At 63.8% G+C, this 18,723-nt stretch carries 18 protein-coding genes; 9 read left to right on the plus strand and 9 right to left on the minus strand.

Translation table 11 applies throughout. The features are described from left to right. Nucleotides 1–26: 26 nt before the first annotated feature. The 6 genes from IVA78_RS02385 to IVA78_RS02410 form a co-directional block, all read right to left on the minus strand. A complete protein-coding gene (locus IVA78_RS02385) occupies nt 27–500 on the minus strand; it encodes a hypothetical protein (protein WP_247275636.1) in 474 nt (157 codons plus the stop codon). 168 nt (nt 501–668) lie between these two features. After that, nucleotides 669–1,658 carry a hydroxyacid dehydrogenase gene (locus IVA78_RS02390; RefSeq protein WP_247275635.1) on the minus strand — a complete coding sequence of 330 codons (990 nt, stop codon included), beginning with the start codon at nt 1,656–1,658 and terminating at the stop codon, nt 669–671. 34 nt (nt 1,659–1,692) lie between these two features. After that, nucleotides 1,693–2,793: a sn-glycerol-3-phosphate ABC transporter ATP-binding protein UgpC gene (gene ugpC / locus IVA78_RS02395; RefSeq protein WP_247275634.1), complete on the minus strand. Its 1,101-nt coding sequence runs from the start codon at nt 2,791–2,793 to the stop codon at nt 1,693–1,695. A gap of 20 nt (nt 2,794–2,813) precedes the next feature. Further along, on the minus strand, nt 2,814–3,725 hold the full coding sequence (locus IVA78_RS02400; RefSeq protein ID WP_247275633.1) for a carbohydrate ABC transporter permease: 912 nt from the start codon (nt 3,723–3,725) through the stop codon (nt 2,814–2,816). Then, entirely contained in the window at nt 3,725–4,663 is a 939-nt protein-coding gene (locus IVA78_RS02405) for a sugar ABC transporter permease (RefSeq protein ID WP_247275632.1), read from the minus strand. The genes IVA78_RS02400 and IVA78_RS02405 overlap by 1 nt, the downstream gene beginning before the upstream one ends. A gap of 148 nt (nt 4,664–4,811) precedes the next feature. Next, nucleotides 4,812–6,152: an extracellular solute-binding protein gene (locus IVA78_RS02410; RefSeq protein WP_247275631.1), complete on the minus strand. Its 1,341-nt coding sequence runs from the start codon at nt 6,150–6,152 to the stop codon at nt 4,812–4,814. Nucleotides 6,153–6,637: 485 nt separating this feature from the next. On the opposite strand from IVA78_RS02410, the gene IVA78_RS02415 reads away from it, so the two are divergent. Together IVA78_RS02415 and IVA78_RS02420 are read left to right on the plus strand one after the other, a co-directional pair. Continuing rightward, nucleotides 6,638–7,438, plus strand: coding sequence for a Spy/CpxP family protein refolding chaperone (locus tag IVA78_RS02415; RefSeq protein ID WP_247275630.1), 801 nt, complete (start codon nt 6,638–6,640; stop codon nt 7,436–7,438). Nucleotides 7,439–7,550: 112 nt separating this feature from the next. After that, entirely contained in the window at nt 7,551–7,928 is a 378-nt protein-coding gene (locus IVA78_RS02420; RefSeq protein WP_247275629.1) for a response regulator, read from the plus strand. Between the two features lie 135 nt (nt 7,929–8,063). On the opposite strand, the gene IVA78_RS02425 is transcribed toward IVA78_RS02420, so the two are convergent. From IVA78_RS02425 to glk, 3 genes are all read right to left on the minus strand, one after another. Beyond that, on the minus strand, nt 8,064–8,219 hold the full coding sequence (locus IVA78_RS02425) for a hypothetical protein (RefSeq protein ID WP_247275628.1): 156 nt from the start codon (nt 8,217–8,219) through the stop codon (nt 8,064–8,066). 149 nt (nt 8,220–8,368) lie between these two features. Further along, nucleotides 8,369–8,572 (minus strand): hypothetical protein, encoded by a 204-nt coding sequence (locus tag IVA78_RS02430; RefSeq protein ID WP_247275627.1) that lies wholly within the window; start codon nt 8,570–8,572, stop codon nt 8,369–8,371. Between the two features lie 150 nt (nt 8,573–8,722). Continuing rightward, nucleotides 8,723–9,709, minus strand: a complete 987-nt coding sequence (gene glk / locus IVA78_RS02435; protein WP_247275674.1) for a glucokinase — start codon at nt 9,707–9,709, stop codon at nt 8,723–8,725. Between the two features lie 265 nt (nt 9,710–9,974). Here glk and pncA point away from each other — a divergent pair, with 265 nt between their 5' ends. The 7 genes from pncA to IVA78_RS02470 all read left to right on the plus strand — a co-directional run bounded on the left by pncA (nt 9,975) and on the right by IVA78_RS02470 (nt 18,722). Further along, the gene (pncA, locus tag IVA78_RS02440) at nt 9,975–10,601 is read left to right on the plus strand and encodes a bifunctional nicotinamidase/pyrazinamidase (protein ID WP_247450259.1); all 627 of its coding nucleotides are present in this window, start codon (nt 9,975–9,977) and stop codon (nt 10,599–10,601) included. 13 nt (nt 10,602–10,614) lie between these two features. Then, nucleotides 10,615–11,730, plus strand: a complete 1,116-nt coding sequence (locus tag IVA78_RS02445; RefSeq protein WP_247460708.1) for an alpha/beta fold hydrolase — start codon at nt 10,615–10,617, stop codon at nt 11,728–11,730. A 161-nt stretch (nt 11,731–11,891) separates the two neighbouring features. Next, nucleotides 11,892–13,925 carry an NAD(+) synthase gene (locus tag IVA78_RS02450; RefSeq protein WP_247275673.1) on the plus strand — a complete coding sequence of 678 codons (2,034 nt, stop codon included), beginning with the start codon at nt 11,892–11,894 and terminating at the stop codon, nt 13,923–13,925. Nucleotides 13,926–13,960: 35 nt separating this feature from the next. Further along, the gene (locus IVA78_RS02455; RefSeq protein WP_247275624.1) at nt 13,961–14,338 is read left to right on the plus strand and encodes a GrlR family regulatory protein; all 378 of its coding nucleotides are present in this window, start codon (nt 13,961–13,963) and stop codon (nt 14,336–14,338) included. 92 nt (nt 14,339–14,430) lie between these two features. Beyond that, complete coding sequence (locus IVA78_RS02460) at nt 14,431–15,696, plus strand: DUF1236 domain-containing protein (RefSeq protein ID WP_247275623.1); 1,266 nt, start codon at nt 14,431–14,433, stop codon at nt 15,694–15,696. Nucleotides 15,697–16,240: 544 nt separating this feature from the next. Beyond that, a complete protein-coding gene (locus tag IVA78_RS02465) occupies nt 16,241–17,056 on the plus strand; it encodes a sugar phosphate isomerase/epimerase family protein (protein WP_247281124.1) in 816 nt (271 codons plus the stop codon). Between the two features lie 28 nt (nt 17,057–17,084). Beyond that, the gene (locus tag IVA78_RS02470; protein WP_247460706.1) at nt 17,085–18,722 is read left to right on the plus strand and encodes an ABC transporter substrate-binding protein; all 1,638 of its coding nucleotides are present in this window, start codon (nt 17,085–17,087) and stop codon (nt 18,720–18,722) included. Nucleotide 18,723: the final 1 nt, after the last annotated feature.

Consider the following 18,723-nt stretch of genomic DNA (forward strand, 5'->3'; position numbering starts at 1 on the left):
GGGGAGAGGTGTACAGCGACGTAAACCTACGCTTCGCCCTTGCGCTCGAATTCGGCGAGCGAGCTGCGGCCGGCAATTTCGCTGCGCAGCTCTTCGAAACGCCGATGCGCTTCGTGCTCCTGCGCGTCGACGAAATGCACGGCGGCTTCGCTCGTCATCGGGCCGCTAACCACGGGCGCCGACTGCTCGCCGATGGTCTCGTGGACGTAGAATTGGCCGTCGTCGCCGCGATGGACTGTCCATTTGAGACGGATCGCCACCATCGGGCCCGGGCCGACCTTGCTGTAGCCATCCGCATCAGTGTGCTCCGGCACCAGCGGCTGCTCCTCGACCACTGGATGCTCGTCGACAATTGGCTGCTCGTCGGCGGCGATGTGCTCACGTTCACCAGCGACCATCATTTCGGTCTCGGTCTCCCGTACGACGAGAACGGGCTCGGGGTGCTCTAAAATGCTGGCGATGGTCGCCAGCGCGTGGTCGGTCGGGTCGATCTCTGCCAAGGGTCCATCCTCCAGCTCGACGCGGCCGGCTGGTCTGTCCCACTGCCGGTGCGCCCTGGCTCATTACGCGCGTTTGATTAAGGCTGAGTTGGGGCTCGATCTGCACCAAAATGGGACGGTTTTTGGTCGTCCCAAGCGAGCGCCTGCGCCGCCCGCCCGGAGTTCGGCTCAGCCCAGCACGTCCTGGTTGATGACGTTCTGCCGGATGGGATCGCCGTCCAGCGCACTCAGGATGTTGCGCGCGGTCTGCTCGCTCATGCGGCTCACGGCCTCGATGGTAACGCCGGCAACATGCGGGGCCATGATGACGTTGGGCAGGGCAAACAGTGCGTTGCTGAGCGGCGGCGGCTCCACCTCGAACACATCGATACCGGCACCGGCGAGCTTGCCGGAGACCAGCGCGTCATAGAGCGCGGCCTCTTTCACGATGCCGCCGCGCGCGGTGTTGATGAGGTAGGATTTCGGCTTCATCCCGCCGATCCGTGCCGCATCGAACAGGCCGACCGTCTCCGGCGTCTTCGGACAATGGATGGTGACGAAATCGGCATGAGGCAGCGCGGCATCGAAATCGGCGACGGGCTCGCAGCCGGCGGCCTTGATATCGGCAGCCGGCTTGTAGGGATCATAGACCTGTACCTTCATCTCCATCGCTAGGCAGCGCTTGGCGGTGCGACTGCCGATACGGCCGAAGCCGATGATCAGCACGGTCTTGCCGTAGAGATCGAACGGCAGCATGCCGAGCCGGTCGGCCCATTTGCCGTCCTTGACGCAAGCGTGCAATTCCTGCGCGCGCTTCGCCAGCGTCAGCATCATGAACAGCGCGGCTTCCGCGACCGAGGGCGAGTTGGCACTGCCAGCGACCATCAGCGGCACCTTGCGGCGGGAGAGGGCGGGCACGTCGACGGCGTCGTAGCCGACGCCGATGCGGGTCACCACCTTCATGTCCTTCGCGGCGTCGAGCTCGGTCTCGCCAAAGGCGGTGGCGCCGAGCGCGACGCCATGGACCGGTGCATGGCTCTTGAGCAGAGCCTCGAAGTCCTTGGCGGAGATCAGGTTCGGAAACTCGACGAGCTCGATATCGTCCCGCTGGGTGAGGAGGGCGCGTGCCCCTTGCGACAAAGTTTGCGTAACGAAAATCTTCTTCTTGTTGGTCGCCATCGTCTCCTGCCTGCGCGAGTTTCTTGGACCGGCATCACAACACGACGCCGGACGCCTCGTTTAGCAGGTGCATGTTGTTGAGGTCCATCGCCAAACGCATGGGTGCCCCGTCCTTGGCGCCGGCATTGGGATCGACGCGGCCGCAGACCGGCGTGCCGTCGAGCCCGAAATAGACCAGCGTCTCCATCCCCATCGGTTCGGTCACGTCGAGCACGGTCTCGAAGGTTTCGACGCCGGGCGCGAGATGCGCATGCGACTCGGTGAGGTGCTCGGGGCGAAGGCCCAGCAGCAGCTTCTCGGTGCGCGGCAGAGTCTTGTAGCGTGCGGCGCGGGCTGGGGGCAGCGGGAAAGCGATGCGGTCGGTGAGACGGATCTGGAGCGTGCCGCCGACGTCCTCGAGCCGGCACGGAATGAAGTTCATCGCGGGCGAGCCGATGAAGCCCGCGACGAAGCGTGTGGCCGGCTTGTGGTAGAGCTCGTTCGGCGTGCCGATCTGCTCGATACATCCCTTGTTCATCACAACGACGCGGTCGGCCAGCGTCATCGCCTCGACCTGGTCGTGGGTGACGTAGACCGTGGTGGTGCGCACCTTCTGGTGCACCTTCTTGATCTCGATCCGCATCTGCACGCGCAGCTTGGCGTCGAGATTGGACAGCGGCTCGTCGAACAGGAACACCTTCGGATTGCGCACGATGGCGCGGCCCATCGCGACGCGCTGGCGCTGGCCGCCGGATAGCTGCTTCGGCTTGCGATCGATCAGGTCGGTGATGTCGAGGAGCCGGGCGGCCTCGGTCACTCGCGCCTTGATCTCAGCCTTGGGATAGTGCTTCAGGCGCAGGCCGAACGACATGTTCTCCGCGACCGTCATGTGCGGGTAGAGCGCGTAATTCTGGAACACCATGGCGATGTCGCGGTCCTTCGGCGGCACGTCATTGACGACGTCGCCGCCGATCATGATGTCACCGTCGGTGATGTCCTCGAGCCCTGCGATCATGCGCAGCGTCGTCGACTTGCCGCAGCCGGAGGGGCCCACCAGCACGATGAATTCATGATCGGAGATATCGAGATCGATGCCGCGCACGGCTTCGACATCGTCGTAACGCTTGATCACCTTACGCAGGGAAACGTCGGCCATTGCACTTCAACCCCTCAATTTCAACCCTTCGTCGCGCCGGCGGTCAGGCCGGCAATGTAATAGTCCATCAGGAAGGCGTAGATGATCAGCGGCGGCGCGGCGCCAAGCAGCGCGCCGGTCATGATCTGTCCCCAGTTGAAGACGTCGCCCTTGATCAGTGTGGTGGTGATGCCGACCGGCAGCACGAGCTGATCGATCGAGGTCGTGAACACCAGCGGATAGAGGAACTGGGCCCAGGACACCGTAAAGGCGAAGATGGTCGCCGCGATCAGCCCGGGCAATGCAACGGGAATGAAGATCCGGGTCAAGGTCTGGAGCCACGAGGCGCCGTCGATGAGGGCGGCTTCATCGAGCTCCTTCGGGATCGAGGCGAAATAGCCGATCATGATCCACGTGCAGAACGGCACCGTCAACGTCGGATAGATGAACAGCAGCACGTACCATCGGTTGAGCAGCGTGATGCCGGTGTAGTCCTGGACGACCCCGAGCATCTTGAACAGCGGGATGAAGAGAAGACTGTCCGGGATCAGGTAGGTAAGAAAGACACCGGTGGCCAGCGTCGCTGAGCCCCAGAACTTCATCCGCGCCAGCGCAAAGGCCGCGGGGATGCTGATCAGCATCGTGATGATCACGACCACGATCGACACGATCGACGAGTTCCAGAAGAAGCGCAGAAACTGGTTCGAGCTCAGCAGCTCGACATAGTTCGACAGCGTCGGGTGGAACACCCACCAGGGATTGGTTGCCGCCGATATCTCCGCGCTGCTCTTGAGCGAGGTGATCAGCATGTAGATTGGCGGCGTCAGGAAGAAGATCGCGAACAGCACCAGGAAGAAATAGGACCAGCGCAGCGCCCAGGCGCGGTCGCGGCTCATGCTGCCATACTTGATCTTGCGGGAGGGGCCGGCCTTGTCGATTGCGAGCGTGCTCATCAGGCTTCGTTTCCGCGTTTGTTGACATCGCGCAGGATGAAGATCGCAGCGACCGCCAGGATCGGCACCATGAACAGCGAGACACAGGCGCCGAGCGGAATGTCGCTGCTCTGGATGCCGACCTGGAACGCCCAGGTGGCGAACAGATGCGTCGTATCCAGCGGACCGCCTGAGGTCAGGATGCGCACGATGTCGAAATTGGCGAAGGTGACGATCAGCGAGAACAGCGTGGTGATGGCGATGATGTTGCGCATCATCGGCAAGGTGACGTACCAGATCCGCTGCCACCAATTGGCGCCATCGATCGCGGCGGCCTCGTAGAGTTGATCGGGGACGGATTTCAGCGCGGCCAGATACATGATCATGAAGAATGGCGCGCCGTACCAGATGTTGACGAGGATGACGGAGAAGCGTGCCCAGAAGGTGTCGCCGAGCCAGGGGATCGGGCCGACGCCGAAGAAGGACAGCGTGTAATTGAAGGCGCTGTAGGAAGGGTCGAACAGCCACAGCCAGGCCAGCGTGCTCATCGCCGGTGGGATCACCCAGGGCACCAGCAGCATGCCGCGCCATTTGCGCTGGCCCTTGGCCGGAATGTTGTGGACGAAATGCGCGACGATGAAGCCGATCAGCGCCTTGAAGATCACGGCCGTGATCGCGAAGATGCAGGACTGCTGCACCACCATCCAGAACGTCTCGCGCTTGAACAGGAAGGTGAAGTTGCCGAAGCCGACGAACTTCGTCATCGACTTGTTCAGCGTCGCCAGATGAACGGAATAGAAGGCGGGGTAGAGCACGAGCAGCGCGATCAGGAGGATCAGCGGCAGCGTCAGGAAAAACGCCACCGTCGATTTGCGCCCGAGCGCATTGCGCAGGCTCGATCCCCTGCGGGCGCCCGCCGCACGGGCGACGCGACCTCGCTCAACGACGACATCGGCCATGTCAGATTCCTTGGATTAGTCTTTCTCTATGCTCTTATGCTGTCCAACCGTGAAGCCGGCCATGCGGCTTCACGGTCAAGCGGATTGAAGCATGCAGCCCGGGCAGCTCACGCACGTGACGCGAGCCGCCCTGTCAGCAGGCCCCGGCCTAGCTCCGCATGAAGCCTTCGCACTCGCCCTCGGCCCAGGCGAGCGCCTGCTCCAACGTCTCGCCCCGCGCATAACGCAGTGCCATTTTGGTCAGCGTCGCCTGGAAGTAGATCTGCTGTGCGATCTTGGGCGGCGCCGGCGATGCCGCGATCGACAGCGTCTGATGCTTGTGCGGGTCCGGATAGTGATAGAGCGTTCCCTTCGGCGGCCCTTCTTCCGCCCAGGTCTTGAACTTGGTCATGTTCGCATACGCCGGCAGATCATAGCCGCCGCTCACCGCGACGAACTTCTCGATCGATGACGGCGCGGACAAGTGAACGAGCAGGCTCTTGGCCGCCTCCTTGTTCTTGCCGAAGCTCCAGACGCCCCAGAAGTACGGCAGGTACGGCGCAAACCGGCCCTTCGGACCGGACGGGAAGCCGTGCGTCCAGCACTGCTCGGCGACCTGCGGCGCATCGCGCTTGGCAACAGCCCAGGCGCTCGGCGGATTCAGGATCATCGCACCACGGCCGGAGATCAGCCATTTGTTGTTCGAAGCGTCGTCCCAGGAGGGTGCATCCGGCGGCAGGAACGCGATCAGCTTCTTGTAGAATTCCATGGCCTGGCGAACCTGATCGGTCTTCACCGTGATATCGCCCTTGGCGTTGACGAGCTCGGCCCCGAAGGACTGAAAGATCGCGCCGGCGGTATCCACGCTGTCGGTGGTCTCGCCGAGGCCGATGCCGAATGCAAAGCCAGCCTTCTGGCAAGCCTCGGCTGCCTTCAGGAAGGTCTCCATGGTCCAGTTGTCCGCCTTGGGCGGGCTGCCGGCCGGGTACATCTCCTGTACGTCGATGCCGGCGTGCTGCTTCATCAAATCGATGCGGGAGCAGGGCCCCTTGATCTGGCTGCCGGGGGTCGCGGGCACCGCGAGCCATTTGCCGCCCGAATTCCCGAGATATTTGACGGTGCCGTTCACCTCGCCATTCTGCTTGAGGAGCGGCTCCACGACGTCGTTGAGCGGCTCGAGATTCTCGGCATAGGCCTGCGGCCACCAGCTCGGCATCTGAAGAATGTCATGACCCGACTTGGCCTGGGCTTCGGCCGCGGCGGTCAGCTCGATCTTCTTGTTGTTGCTGGTGATGTAGTCGATGGAGACTTCCACCTTCTCCTTCGCGGCCCATTCGTTGACGAGATCGGTCGAGGCCTTGTTGGCGCCGGGCACCCAATGGTCCCAGAACCCGATTGAGAGCTTGCCGGCGGCGTAAGCGCCTCTGACATAAGGCGCCGTGATCAGCGCCGCGGAGGACATTGCAGTGGCAGCCACAAATTGACGTCGCGTCAGTGTCTTGCGTGACATCTCGTTTCCTCGCTTGGGTGTTGTTGTTGGAGTTTCCTCTGAGAGACTTCTTTCTTGAGTTCTCGTTGTTGGATTTTCTTATTGGTGCCGTCGGCCCGCGTCGGCATTTCACGCGAGGTCGCAGCAAATTGGTAGCGCGATCAGATCATGATTGATCGCGTCTGTCGAGAAAGCCGAACGGCTCCTCGTCTAGAACTATTGGTGTGCCCGGCAGGATCGCGAGCGCATTCACGACCGTGTGCTGCAGGCAAACCGCGGACGTTCATTTTTGCGGCGCACACTTCGCGCAAGCGAGCCCTCGAACGATCTGTGCGCAATTACGCCGCAGTTTCGAATAAGCCTGCATAACCGCTTCGCGCGAAAGACTTTTCGGGCGTGGACGGCGATTGGTGGCGTCTGGACCTCGGCGCGGCGGAAACGATAGAGTTGCAATTGTCATGGGCCTTTCGCCGGAGAGGCCAGCCAGATCGACGATGGAGACGAGAATGATCAAACCGGTGCTGCCAGCGCGGCTTCACCTGCGACGATGGTTTGCGCTGGGGTCCGTGCTCGCGCTGCTGCTGGGCGTCGCCGCGGTGGCGAACGCCCAAGGTCTGGTCAAAGGCGTTCAGGAGGGCGCGGCGGCCGGAAACAAGGCGGCAGGTCCGGTCGGCGGCGTGCTTGGCGGCGCCATCGGCGGCGTGGTGGGCGTCTTCACCGGCGTGCTCGGCGTCGGCAACAATGGCAATCAGGCGCCGCCGCCCAAGGAGGCCAGCAAGGATGCAAGCAAGGATGCCAAGCAGCCGGGCGGCAAGGACAAGGACGCCAAGAGCGCCAAGGCGGGGAAGGGCTCCAAAGCGAGCAAGGAAGCGAAGAACGCCCCGCAGAATGGCAAGGACAACAAAGAAAATAAGGATGTCACGGTTCTCACCCAGACCGGCGCTCCGCAGCAGAGCGCGGAACAGATCGTTGCCAACAGCGATGCCTATATCGAGCGGATCAAGACCGAACTGAACCTCACGCCCGATCAGGAGAAGCACTGGTACGGCTTCTCGAGCGCCATGCACTACCTCGGGCATAATGGTGCAGAGCGGCTCAACCTTCGGGTCGCGCGCGCCAAGCGCGATCCGCCCGACGACATCATCGAGCAGATGCGCAACGAGGCGCAGTTCCTGATCGACCGGGCGGCCGACCAGCGCAACGTGGCCGACGCGGCCGAGCCGCTCTATTCGAGCCTCGATGACAAGCAGAAGCAGGTGTTCATTCAGGAGATGGTGCGCCTGAGCCACGAGCGAGGACTGGATTGATCAAGTTGAATCGGATCGGGCGCGTCTGAATTAAGGGCGGCGGCCACGAATTCGTGTATCCTCTCCGCAATTCGGTTATGGTTAGCTTCGTAAGGCTGACTGCGGGGTTGATATGGCGGACGGACTCTCCGTTTTCCTGGTCGAAGACGAGGCGTTGATCCGGATGATGATCGCCGACATGGTGGAGGAGCTCGGCCACCGCGTCGTCGCGGAAGCGGACAATGTCCGCGACGCCAGCGCCTTTGCCATGACCGCGCAGTATGATCTGGCCATCCTCGACATCAATCTGATGGGCGTCTACGTCGATCCCGTCGCCGATCTGATCGAGCGACGCGGAAAACCGTTTCTGTTCGCGACGGGTTATGGACCGGAGCTGCTGCCGTCCTTGCTGCGGCGAAGGCCGATCCTGCGCAAGCCGATCGCGATGGATCAGCTCAAGGCGATGATCGATTCGATGTTTCCGGAAGCCACAGAGAAGGCGCCGCACTGAGTGATGGCGTGGACGCCTCCCTGGTGACGGCGTAGACGCCGCACTGGTGACGGCGAGACGCCGCACTGAGATCGCCAAACGAAAATGGCCGCCCGTCGGGGGGGCGGCCATTTGGCGAAACAGCTCGGCGCGCTGTCAGATCAGGCCGGCGCTGAGATCGATGCCACGCGCGATCAAGCCGAACGAGACGGCCAGGCCCGTGCAGCAGAACAGCAAGATGGTCTTGAACGAAGAAACGGCGAACCGCGCTTCGACGGCGGCCGGCATCACGGCGAGCGAGATCATGCTCATGTTCACTTCCCCCCTTATTGGTTATTGACCCTGATTTGCCTCAGGTGGGGGAACTCTTAGAGCAAAAAGTTTGACGCCAGATTGCGAGGCATCGTTAATGAAGTCGCAATCGCCTCGTGTTCTCACGCGCCGGGACGAGCTCGCAAGCCTCAGTTGCGACCGTTTCTCAGCACCGTGGCAATGGTGTGCGCCGTCATGGCGGCGCGATCCGAAGCGCGCTGGGCGGCCAGCCGGTCCCTTGCCTTTTCCTCGATCAGGAGCTCGATCAGGGCCAGCCGCTTGTCTTCGTTGTCCGCCTCCCGCAGCAGGCGGTGATAGCGGTGATAGTCGAAACCGAAATCCTGTTTACGCATGCCACGCCCCCGCAACTACGCCACACACAGACAGGATTGTTTCGCATCGGAAACGCGCAGGCAAGCACGATCCCGCGCGGAATCGGGTGTACGCGGCAATCAGTTGTGAATTGCTGGACCGCGAGAGGGCGCTTCCTCCGCTCAATTTAGTCAATTTGGATTGTGCTGGGCGAACATCTTGAGGCCGACGAAGCTCGCATCAGGCTTGATCACCAGCCTGGTCGGGATGTTGCGCAAGTAATCCTGGAAGCGTCCCTTGGCCTCGAAGCGTGCTCGGAATGCGGACGCCGCGAGGAACTCGGGAAAACGCGGCACGATCCCGCCGGCGATATAGACGCCGCCGCGGGCGCCGAAGGTCACCGCGAGATTGCCCGCGACCGAGCCGAGGATGGCGCAGAACATGTCGAGCGTCGCACGGCTGACGGGGCAATTGCCCTCCAGCGCGGCCTTGGTGATGGCGGCAGGATCCCGATGTGGTACCTGGGCGCCATCGACCTCCGCGAGGGCCTCGTAGAGGCTTTGCAGGCCAGAACCTGAGAGCGCGCCGCGCTCGATGGAGACATGGCCAAGGCGCTTGCGCAGACAGGCGATCACGCGTTCCTCGCGCTCGTTCTCCGCCGGCAGGGTGGCGTGACCGGCCTCGGTCACGACCGCCAGCCGTGCGCCATGGCGCTCGACCAAACAGGACACCCCAAAGCCGGTTCCGGGCCCGACCACCAGCAGGGGCTCTCCGGGCAGGCCATCCTGCCCGCCAAGCGGAATGAGGTCGGCAGGCTGCAAGGCGGGAAGAGACCAGGCCACCACTTCGAAGTCGTTGAGCACGTGGACGCTGTCGAAGCCGAGCGCAGCTTGCAGCTCGTTGCCGTCGATGACCCACGGACTGTTGGTCATGACGCAGCGATTGTTGGTGACAGGGCCGGCCACCGCCAGCACAGCTCTTCGGGGCTGCCCGCCGGAGAACCTGCGAGCGAGAACATCGACGATGGCCTCCCGAACGGTCGGGAAGTCGGCGACCTTGACGTAGTCGATCGGTCCGGTCGGATCGCTGTTACTCGATTCAGCCTGGCTCAGCGCGAAGCGCGCATTGGTGCCGCCGATATCGGCGAGTAGAATTTGTCCTGTCTTGCCGATCGTCATGGCCATATGGCTGCCGCAGCCGCACGGGCTGCGGGAACCGCTTCCTCCGCTCTCTGATCGCAAATTGCGAACGGCTGTCAGAATCCGTCCCTGGGTGCAGCTAGTCAACACGGTTGATGTCAAACCGTTGCACCCTGAGCGCCTTTCCGGGACCAATTCGCGGGTGCTTCCTCACGGACCAACGGTTGCGCAGCAGCGCGGGAAGGCGGACACTAGGGGAAGCGCGCCTGGCGCCTTCGCGCCGGCAGATGCAACGAGACCAGCGATGAAGATTTCCGACCGCGACGTGCTGCTGGCGATTGACGTGCAGAACGACTTCTGCACCAACGGGGCGCTCGCCGTTCCCGGCGGCGAAAAGGTCGTCCCCGCCATCAACCGAGTCGCCCAAAAATTCGCCAATGTGGTGCTGACTCAGGACTGGCATCCGCGGGATCACGTGTCATTCGCGGCCAACCATGCCGGCAAGCAGCCGTTCCAGACCATCGAGCTCGACTACGGCACCCAGGTGCTCTGGCCCTCTCATTGCGTGCAGGGTACGACGGGCGCTGAATTCCACCGGGAGCTCGACGTTGTCAGCGCGAGCCTGGTGGTGCGCAAGGGCTTTCGCCGCGGCATCGATTCCTATTCGGCGCTGTTCGAGAACGACCATAAGACGCCGACCGGACTGCTCGGTTACTTGCGCGAACGCGAGCTGAAGACCGTCTTCGTCGCCGGTCTGGCGCTGGATTTCTGTGTTCGCTTCTCGGCGGAGGACGCCCGCACGGCCGGTTTCGAGGTCGCCGTCGTCGAGGACGCCTGTCGCGGCATCGATCTCGACGGCTCCGTGGCTGCCACCCATAGGAGTTTTAAGGATCGCGGCATTTCGGTCGTGAGCCTCGAGGCGTTCCTGTGAGGATGAGATAGCCATGGTGGAGAAGGCCGGCAGACAGCCAGGCGGACCGGGGCATGCGCCGGATGACCCGATGCTGTGGCCATTTGCGGCGGCGCGACTGGCTATGGACGCCTGTTTCTGGTGGCTGGAGCGCGGAACTGCGGAGCAGGGCGAGAGCAGCTTGCCGTGGACGACGCCCAGCACGGTTGCGCTGGAGCTTGCGACCATGCGCCTGCGCGATTTCACGCAGACGCGGTCCGGTCAGCCGGCGCTGGTCTGCGCACCCTATGCGCTGCATCGGGCCCCGATCGCCGACTTCGCGCCTGGCCACAGCGTGGTGCAGTCGCTGCAAAATGGCGGCATCGACCGCGTCTATCTCACCGACTGGCGGTCAGCCACGCCGGAGATGCGCTATCTCTCGATCGACAGCTATCTGACCGATCTCAACGTCGCCATCGACGAGATCGGCGCGCCGGTCGATCTCATCGGGCTGTGCCAGGGCGGCTGGCTGTCGCTGCTCTATGCGGCGCGCTTTCCGGCCAAGGTGCGGCGGCTGGTCCTGGTCGGCGCTCCGGTCGATCTGTCGATCGACTCGGCGCTGTCGCGGCTCGCCCGCAACGCACCCGACCTGGTATACGACCAGCTCGTCGCTCGCGGCGGCGGCAATGTCAGCGGCGAGGAGATGCTGCGCTTCTGGTCCAAGGCGCCTGACAGCGACGATATCGCAGTGGCGTTGCAGAGGGGACTCTCGGACGAGGAGGGCGCGACCCTACTCGCGCGCTTCGACCGCTGGAATAGCGAGACGCTCGATTTGCCGGGCACTTATTACCTTCAGATCGTCAACTGGATTTTCCGGGAGAACCGGATTGCCGGCGGCAAATTCGTCGCGCTCGGCCGCCCGGTTGACCTGAAGGACGTCAAGGCGCCGATCTTCCTGCTGGCCGGGTTGGACGACGACGTCGTGCCGGCTGTGCAGGCGCTCGCCACCGCTGATCTCGTCGGCACCCCGCCGCCTTTCATTGCGGCAGCTTCCGAGCCGAGCGGTCATCTCGGCCTTTTCATGGGGGCGCGGACCCACGCCCATGCCTGGCCTCGGATCGCCGAATGGCTGCGCGATGATCTGTCCGGGGTCTTGGCGCGCAGCGCCTGACGTCGCGGGCGCCGGCTGGCCGACATGCAAATCGGTTATGCATGATGGCGGATGGCCTGCACGGGCGCCGGTCGATGGGCTACATATGATGCGGTGCTGGCGGCTGCGGCTAGTGGCGCAAGAGGTTGAAGAGATTGCAAGGATTGAAGGTACAGCGCTTGATGTCTTTCCACTCGATCTATGCCCATGGATTTGCGCGCGTAGGGGCCTGCGTCACCACCTCCCGCGTGGCCGACCCCTCGGCCAATGCGAAGACCGTCCTGGTGGCGGCAAATGCCTGCCACGAACAATCGGTGGCGGTTGCCGTGTTTCCCGAGCTGTGCCTGTCCGGCTACGCGATCGAAGACCTGGTCAAGCAGGATCCGCTGCTCGATGCGGTCGAGCGCGGGCTCGCTGCGATCGCCGAGGCCTCCGCGGCACTGATGACGGTCCTGATCGTCGGCGCACCGCTGCGCTTTGGCCATCGCATCTACAATTGTGCGGTCGTCATCCATCGCGGCACCGTGCTTGGCGTTGTGCCCAAGAGCTATCTGCCGACCTACCGCGAATTCTACGAAGGACGGCATTTCGCCTCCGGCGCGGGCATCGCCGGAGAGACGATCTCCTTTGGCGGGCTGCATGCGCCGTTCGGCGTCGACCTTCTGTTCTCGGCCGAGGACGTTCCGGGCCTCACCATCGGCGTCGAGATCTGCGAGGACATGTGGATTCCGGTGACGCCGGCATCCGAGCTCGCGCTCGCGGGCGCCAGCGTGCTGATCAACCTCTCGGGCAGCCCGATCACGATCGGCCGGGCGCGCTCGCGCGCGCTGCTGTGCCAATCGACATCGGCGCGATGCCTCGCAGCCTACGTCTATTCCGCCGCCGGAGCAGGGGAATCGACCACCGATCTGGCCTGGGACGGCCAGACCTCGATCTACGAGAATGGCGTGCTGCTGGCCGAGGGCGAGCGGTTCCGCCAGGACGGCCAGATTACGCTGGCCGACGTCGATCTCGACCTGCTCAGGCAGGAGCGCGCGCTGATGGGCACGTTCGACGACAATCGCCGCCAGCGAGAGGCGTTTTTCCGCAAGGTGACATTCGCGCTGAAGCCGCCCGCCGCCGACGTCGGCTTCCTGCGCAAGGTCGAGCGGTTTCCGTTCGTGCCGAGCGACGAGAGCCTGCTCGAGCAGGATTGCTATGAGGCCTACAACATCCAGGTCGCCGGCCTCGTTCAGCGGATGCGTGCCACCGGCACCAAGCGCGTCGTGATCGGCGTCTCCGGCGGGCTCGATTCCACGCACGCCCTGATCGTCGCCGCCAAGGCAGTCGATCTCCTCGGCCTGCCGCGCGAAAACATCCTGGCTTACACCATGCCGGGCTTTGCCACCGGCAGCGAGAGCAAGACCCACGCGCTGGCGCTGATGAAGGCGTTGCAGACGAGCTGGCAAGAGCTCGACATCCGCACCACGGCCACGCAGATGCTGAAGGATATCGGCCACCCCTTTGGCAAGGGCCAGAAGGTCTACGACGTCACCTTCGAGAATGTGCAGGCGGGCCTGCGCACGGACTATCTGTTCCGCCTCGCCAATCATCACGGCGGCATCGTCATCGGCACGGGCGATCTCTCTGAACTCGCGCTCGGCTGGTGCACCTATGGCGTCGGCGACCAGATGGCGCATTACAACGTCAATGCCGGCGTGCCGAAGACGCTGATCCAGCATCTCATCCGCTGGGTGATCTCATCGAACCAGTTCAGCGACAACGTCAACCGCACGCTTGGCTCGATCCTCGCTGCCGAAATCTCTCCAGAGCTGGTGCCGGTGCAGCCTGGCGAGAAGCCGCAGAGCACGGAAGCGTCCGTCGGGCCCTACGAGCTGCAGGATTTCAACCTGTTCTACACGCTGCGCTTCGGCATGCGTCCCTCCAAGATCGCCTTCATGGCGCAGCACGCCTGGAAGGACGTCGCCACGGGCGAATGGCCGCCGGCCTTCCCGAGCGACCGGCGCAGGGCCTACGATCTTCCCGAGATCCGGCGCTGGCTCGAGGTATTCCTGCGTCGCTTCTTCGCTTTCAGCCAGTTCAAGCGCTCGGCGATGCCGAATGGACCGAAGGTTTCGGCGGGTGGGTCATTGTCGCCGCGCGGCGACTGGCGGGCCCCGTCGGATGCGAGCGCAGCGGCATGGCTTGAGGAACTTGAACGGAACGTGCCGAACTGATCGGCGCGGCGCATGGACATTGAGGGGACGATCGGATGCCAGTCGGAGAGGGGGCGGGTGAGGAAGCCAAGGTCGTCAACGGCCTCTACATCTTCGACATCGAAATGCGCGACGGCAAACGCGGCCAAGCCAGGGGCGTGGTCGTGCTCTGCGACGGGCGCATCATGGGCGGCGACAGCTATTTCTATTACACCGGCAGCTACACGTTCCGGAACGGCAAGTGGCGCGGCGACATGATCGTCAATCAGCATACCGAAGCCATCGGCAAGACCCTCGCATTCGGCGGCAGGGAGGTCACCTGCGGTTTCTCGGGCGACTACTCGGCCGGCGGCGCCGAGGTCGAGGGCATGGCGCTGGTCGGCAAGACCACCGTGACATTCACGGCCCGCCTCACGCTGAAGGACGCGATGTAAGCCCCGCGTGATCTGCTCCCGTTCCTTGGCAGGAACCTTCGCACCCGCAGAACGTTCGCGTCTGTTGCTGTGAATTGTCGAGGAGAGGGACCATGCGCAAGCACTTGATGTTATCGACTGCGGCCGTCGGACTGATGCTCGCCTCCGGCTTGGCCTACGCCCAGGCGCCCGGTGAGCGCAGAGACGAGCCGAAACGGACCGAGGAACCGGCCAAAGGCGCTGCGCCGCAGCGCGGGGGCGCGGCCCAAGGCGCTCAAGAGCGGGTTCAGGAGCGCACGCAGGGCGCCCAGGAGAGACTCCAGGGAGCCGGTCGCGAAGAGAAAGGCGGCGCGGCCAAGCGCGAGGCCAACGAAGACAAGCGCCAGCCAGCTACAGCCGCCGAACGTGATCAACCGAAGGCGAAGGATCAGGCACAAGAATCTCGCGAACCTTCGCGCGATCGCAATCGCGAGGCCGAGACCGCCAAACCTGGGCGCGACAGCGGCAAGAGCAGCGCAGAGACGAAGCAGGACAAGTCCGCGCCGCAGAAATCAACTGCCGAGTCCGAGAAATCCAAGGCCGGCCCCGCGGGCCAGCAGAACGAGCGCAGTGGGGCTGCGGCCAACCAGAACGAGCGCAACCAGACCCAGCCGCCGCGCAACGCCGCCGAACAACAGCCGCCGGCGCAACAGAACAACCGCCCGGCCACCGCGACCGACACGAACCGGACGGCGCCGACCAACAATGCACAGACTGCGCCGGCGACGGGCACGCAGACCAATCAAGCCAATCAGACCACCCAGACCAACACGCAGGTTAATCAGCAGACCAGCATGACGTCTGAACGGCAGGTGCGGATCTCTGAAACGGTAAGCCGCGCGCGCCTGGCGCCACCAGAGCGCAACCTGAGCATCGCGATCCGGGTGGGTGAGACGATCCCTTCGCGCGTCCGTCTGCATCGGCTGCCGCCTGAGATCGTGTCGATCGAGCCGGAATATCGCGACTATGAGTATTTCGCGACGGATGACGACGTCGTCATCGTGGAGCCGCGCACGCATCGCATCGTCAGCCAGGTTCCGCGGGATCCGTCGCGGGCTCGTGCACAGATGGGCGGCAGCGCCGGCCAGAGCATGGCGGCCGCCGGCGGGAGCAATGTGAACTGCCGGATCATGCGGCGCGATGCCTCGGGGAACGTGGCCGAAGCAGAGCCGTCAACCGTCGGCTCGACTGCGCGCACGGATTCGCTGAGCGTGACGGTCCAGATGCCCGGCGGCGGATCGTCCGCGCCGATTGCCCTCGGCGCTCCCGCGGGTGACATCGTGGTCGCGTCGCAAGGGCAGGGCGACTGCACGGTGACAATCGAGCCGCAGACGCGCTAAAGCATGATCCGGAAAAGTGCGAAGCGGTTTTCCGAAAAGATCATGCTTAAACAGCCGCATGAAGCGCGATGACGATTCATCGCGCTTTAGGCGCCGGGCCGAACGACGACGCTGAAACGAGAACGCGCCGCCCGGCTGAACAGCCGGACGGCGCGCATCGCGTTCAATCTGAAAAGTTTCGAGGTCCGGAGTGCCTAGGAGTCCGGACCTCGTCACCTTGCCCCAGCCTTCAATCCCCCGCCCCATGTGGTCCCCCAACCCCATGTAGCGCGATCAGAGGGTGATGCCCGTGGAAGTGGCCGCCGATCGATGTCCCGCGATGTACGCGAAGGTTGGTTAGGCTTCCATTCCGGATCACTACGGACACGCCCGCGCCGTTTGAACATTGACGCGTTCGTCCGCGCATGCCGCGATCCTTGCCGCCTGAATGCGATGCGAGCAGATGTCCACATCTGGTCCGCGGTGCGAAACCCGCATTTCACCGGCCTGTCATTGAACTGGTCTAGCCCTGTTCCCGTCATCGCTGATGGCCAAGGAGCAAGCCATGTCGAAGCCGGTGCTGGGCGCCGCATTGTCCATCAAGTCGATCCCCGCGCATCGCGACTGGCTTCTGGAACGGCAGCGCGATCTCGAGATCCAGGATTTTTTCCGCGCGGATCTGCTCGATAGCGACTGGCGCGCGACTGCCGGCGAGATCAAGCAGATGCTTGCGGGCCACACGGGCCGGCTCGGCATTCACGGCCCGTTCTGGGGCTTCAAGATCGACAGCCACGATCCCATGATCCGCCAGGCCGTCACCAAACGCCTGCTTCAGGGTCTTGATGCAGCCGAGTTCCTCGGCGCGACCCAGATGGTGATCTATTCGCCGTTCACCACCTGGGACCACAACAATCTTGATCTCTACACCGATAACCGCGGCAATCTGGTCGAGCGGGTCAAGGCGACGCTCGCCGAAGTGATCGCGCGCGCCGAGACCATCGGCTGCGAGATCGTCATCGAGAACATCGAGGACAAGGATCCGCGCGACCGCGTCCGCCTTGCGAAGGCGCTGGAGAGCAGCAAGGTCCGCGTCTCGCTCGACACCGGGCACGCCAACTACGCCCACATCTCCACCGGCGCACCGCCGGTCGACTATTACGTCGAAACCGCCGGCGACATGCTGACGCATGTGCACCTGCAGGATACCGACGGCTTTGCCGACCGGCACTGGGCGCCGGGCGAAGGCAACATCCCGTGGGTCGCCGTGTTCCGCGCCCTTGGGCGGCTGACCTCGAACCCGCGGCTGATCCTCGAACTTCGCAACCACGACGACGTCCGCGCCGGCGCAGCCCATCTCGCTGCGCTCGGACTGGCCGAATAATCGCATCATCCTGGGCAGGGGTCACATCATGAGCAAGTTCACCCGTCGCACCATTCTGAAATCCGGCGGCGCTGCCGCCAGCACGCTCCTTTTGCCGCGCTTTGCCATCGCGCAAGGCGACAACCGTCCGTCGGTCACGATCGCCGTGCAGAAGGTGACCAATTCGAACGTCCTCGACGTGCTGCGCGAGCAGTCCAATGTCGGCGAGCGCGTGTTCTTCTCCTCGATCTGGGAAGGCCTGATCTCCAAGAACTGGCGCGGCAACCTGGAGGCCGTGCCCGGCCTTGCCACCGAATGGCGCCGCATCGACGACCAGACCGTCGAAGTGAAGCTGCGCCAGGGCGTCAAATTCCACAATGGCGACGAGCTCACTGCCGAAGACGTCGTCTTCACCTTCAGCCGCGAGCGCATGTTCGGCGAGACTGAAGCCAAGAGCCGCTCCACCATCCAGGCTTTCGAGAAGATCCCGGCGCCGCGTCCCGGCAAAGAGCTGCCGCCAGATGTGCCGGCCGTTGCCCGCCGCATCTGGCCGGACCTCGTCCGGGTCGATGCCGTGGACAAGTACACGGTGCGCTTCTACAACGCCACACCCGACGTCACCATCGAAGGCCGGCTGTCGCGCTATGGCTCCGACATCATGAACCGCCGGGCCTGGGAAGAAGCCGCGAGCTACCTCGACTGGGCGCGCAAGCCCGTCACCACCGGTCCCTACAAGGTCGTCGAGCTCAAGCCCGACGTGTCGCTGGTGCTGGAAGCGCACGACGAATATTGGGGCGGCCGCCCGCCGCTCAAGCGCATCCGCTTCCTCGAAGTGCCGGAAGTTGCGAGCCGCATCAACGGCCTGCTCTCGGGCGAATACCACTTCGCCTGCGACATCCCGCCGGACCAGATCGCCGGCATCGAAAAGAATTCCGCGTTCGAAGTGCAGGGCGGCACCATTCTCAATCATCGCCTGACCGTGTTCGACAAGAACCACGCCCAGCTCGCCAATCCGCTTGTCAGGCGCGCCTTTACTCACGCAATCGACCGCCAGGCCATCGTCGACAGCCTGTGGGCCGGCCGCACCCGCGTGCCGAAGGGCCTGCAATGGGAATTCTACGGCGACATATTCAACGCGGACTGGAGCGTGCCGGCCTATGATCCCAAGCTTGCGCAGGATCTGTTGAAGCAGGCCAATTACAAGGGCGATCCGATTCCCTATCGCCTGCTCAGCAATTACTACACCAACCAGGTCGCGACCGCGCAGATCCTGGTCGAAATGTGGAAGTCGGTCGGCCTCAACGTGCAGATCGAGACCAAGGAGAACTGGTCCCAGATCATGGAGCGGGCGCCGACCCGCGCGGTGCGCGACTGGTCGAACTCGGCCGCCTTCAACGATCCGGTGTCGTCGCTGGTTGCCCAGCACGGGCCGAACGGCCAGCAGCAGCAGATCGGCGAGTGGACCAATGTCGAGCTAAACAAGCTATCGGAGTTCCTGGAGACCTCGACCGATCGCCCAGCCCGCAAGAAGGCGTTCCGCCGCATGCTGGAGATCGCCGAGCGCGAGGACCCCGCCTATACGGTGCTACACCAGAACGCGACCTTCACGGCCAAGCCGAAATCCATCAAGTGGAAGGCAGCGCCCGCCTTCGCGATGGATTTCCGCGCCGGCAATTTCGAGGCCTGAC

The organism is Bradyrhizobium sp. 137 (assembly GCF_023074095.1).
Classification (GTDB): domain Bacteria; phylum Pseudomonadota; class Alphaproteobacteria; order Rhizobiales; family Xanthobacteraceae; genus Bradyrhizobium.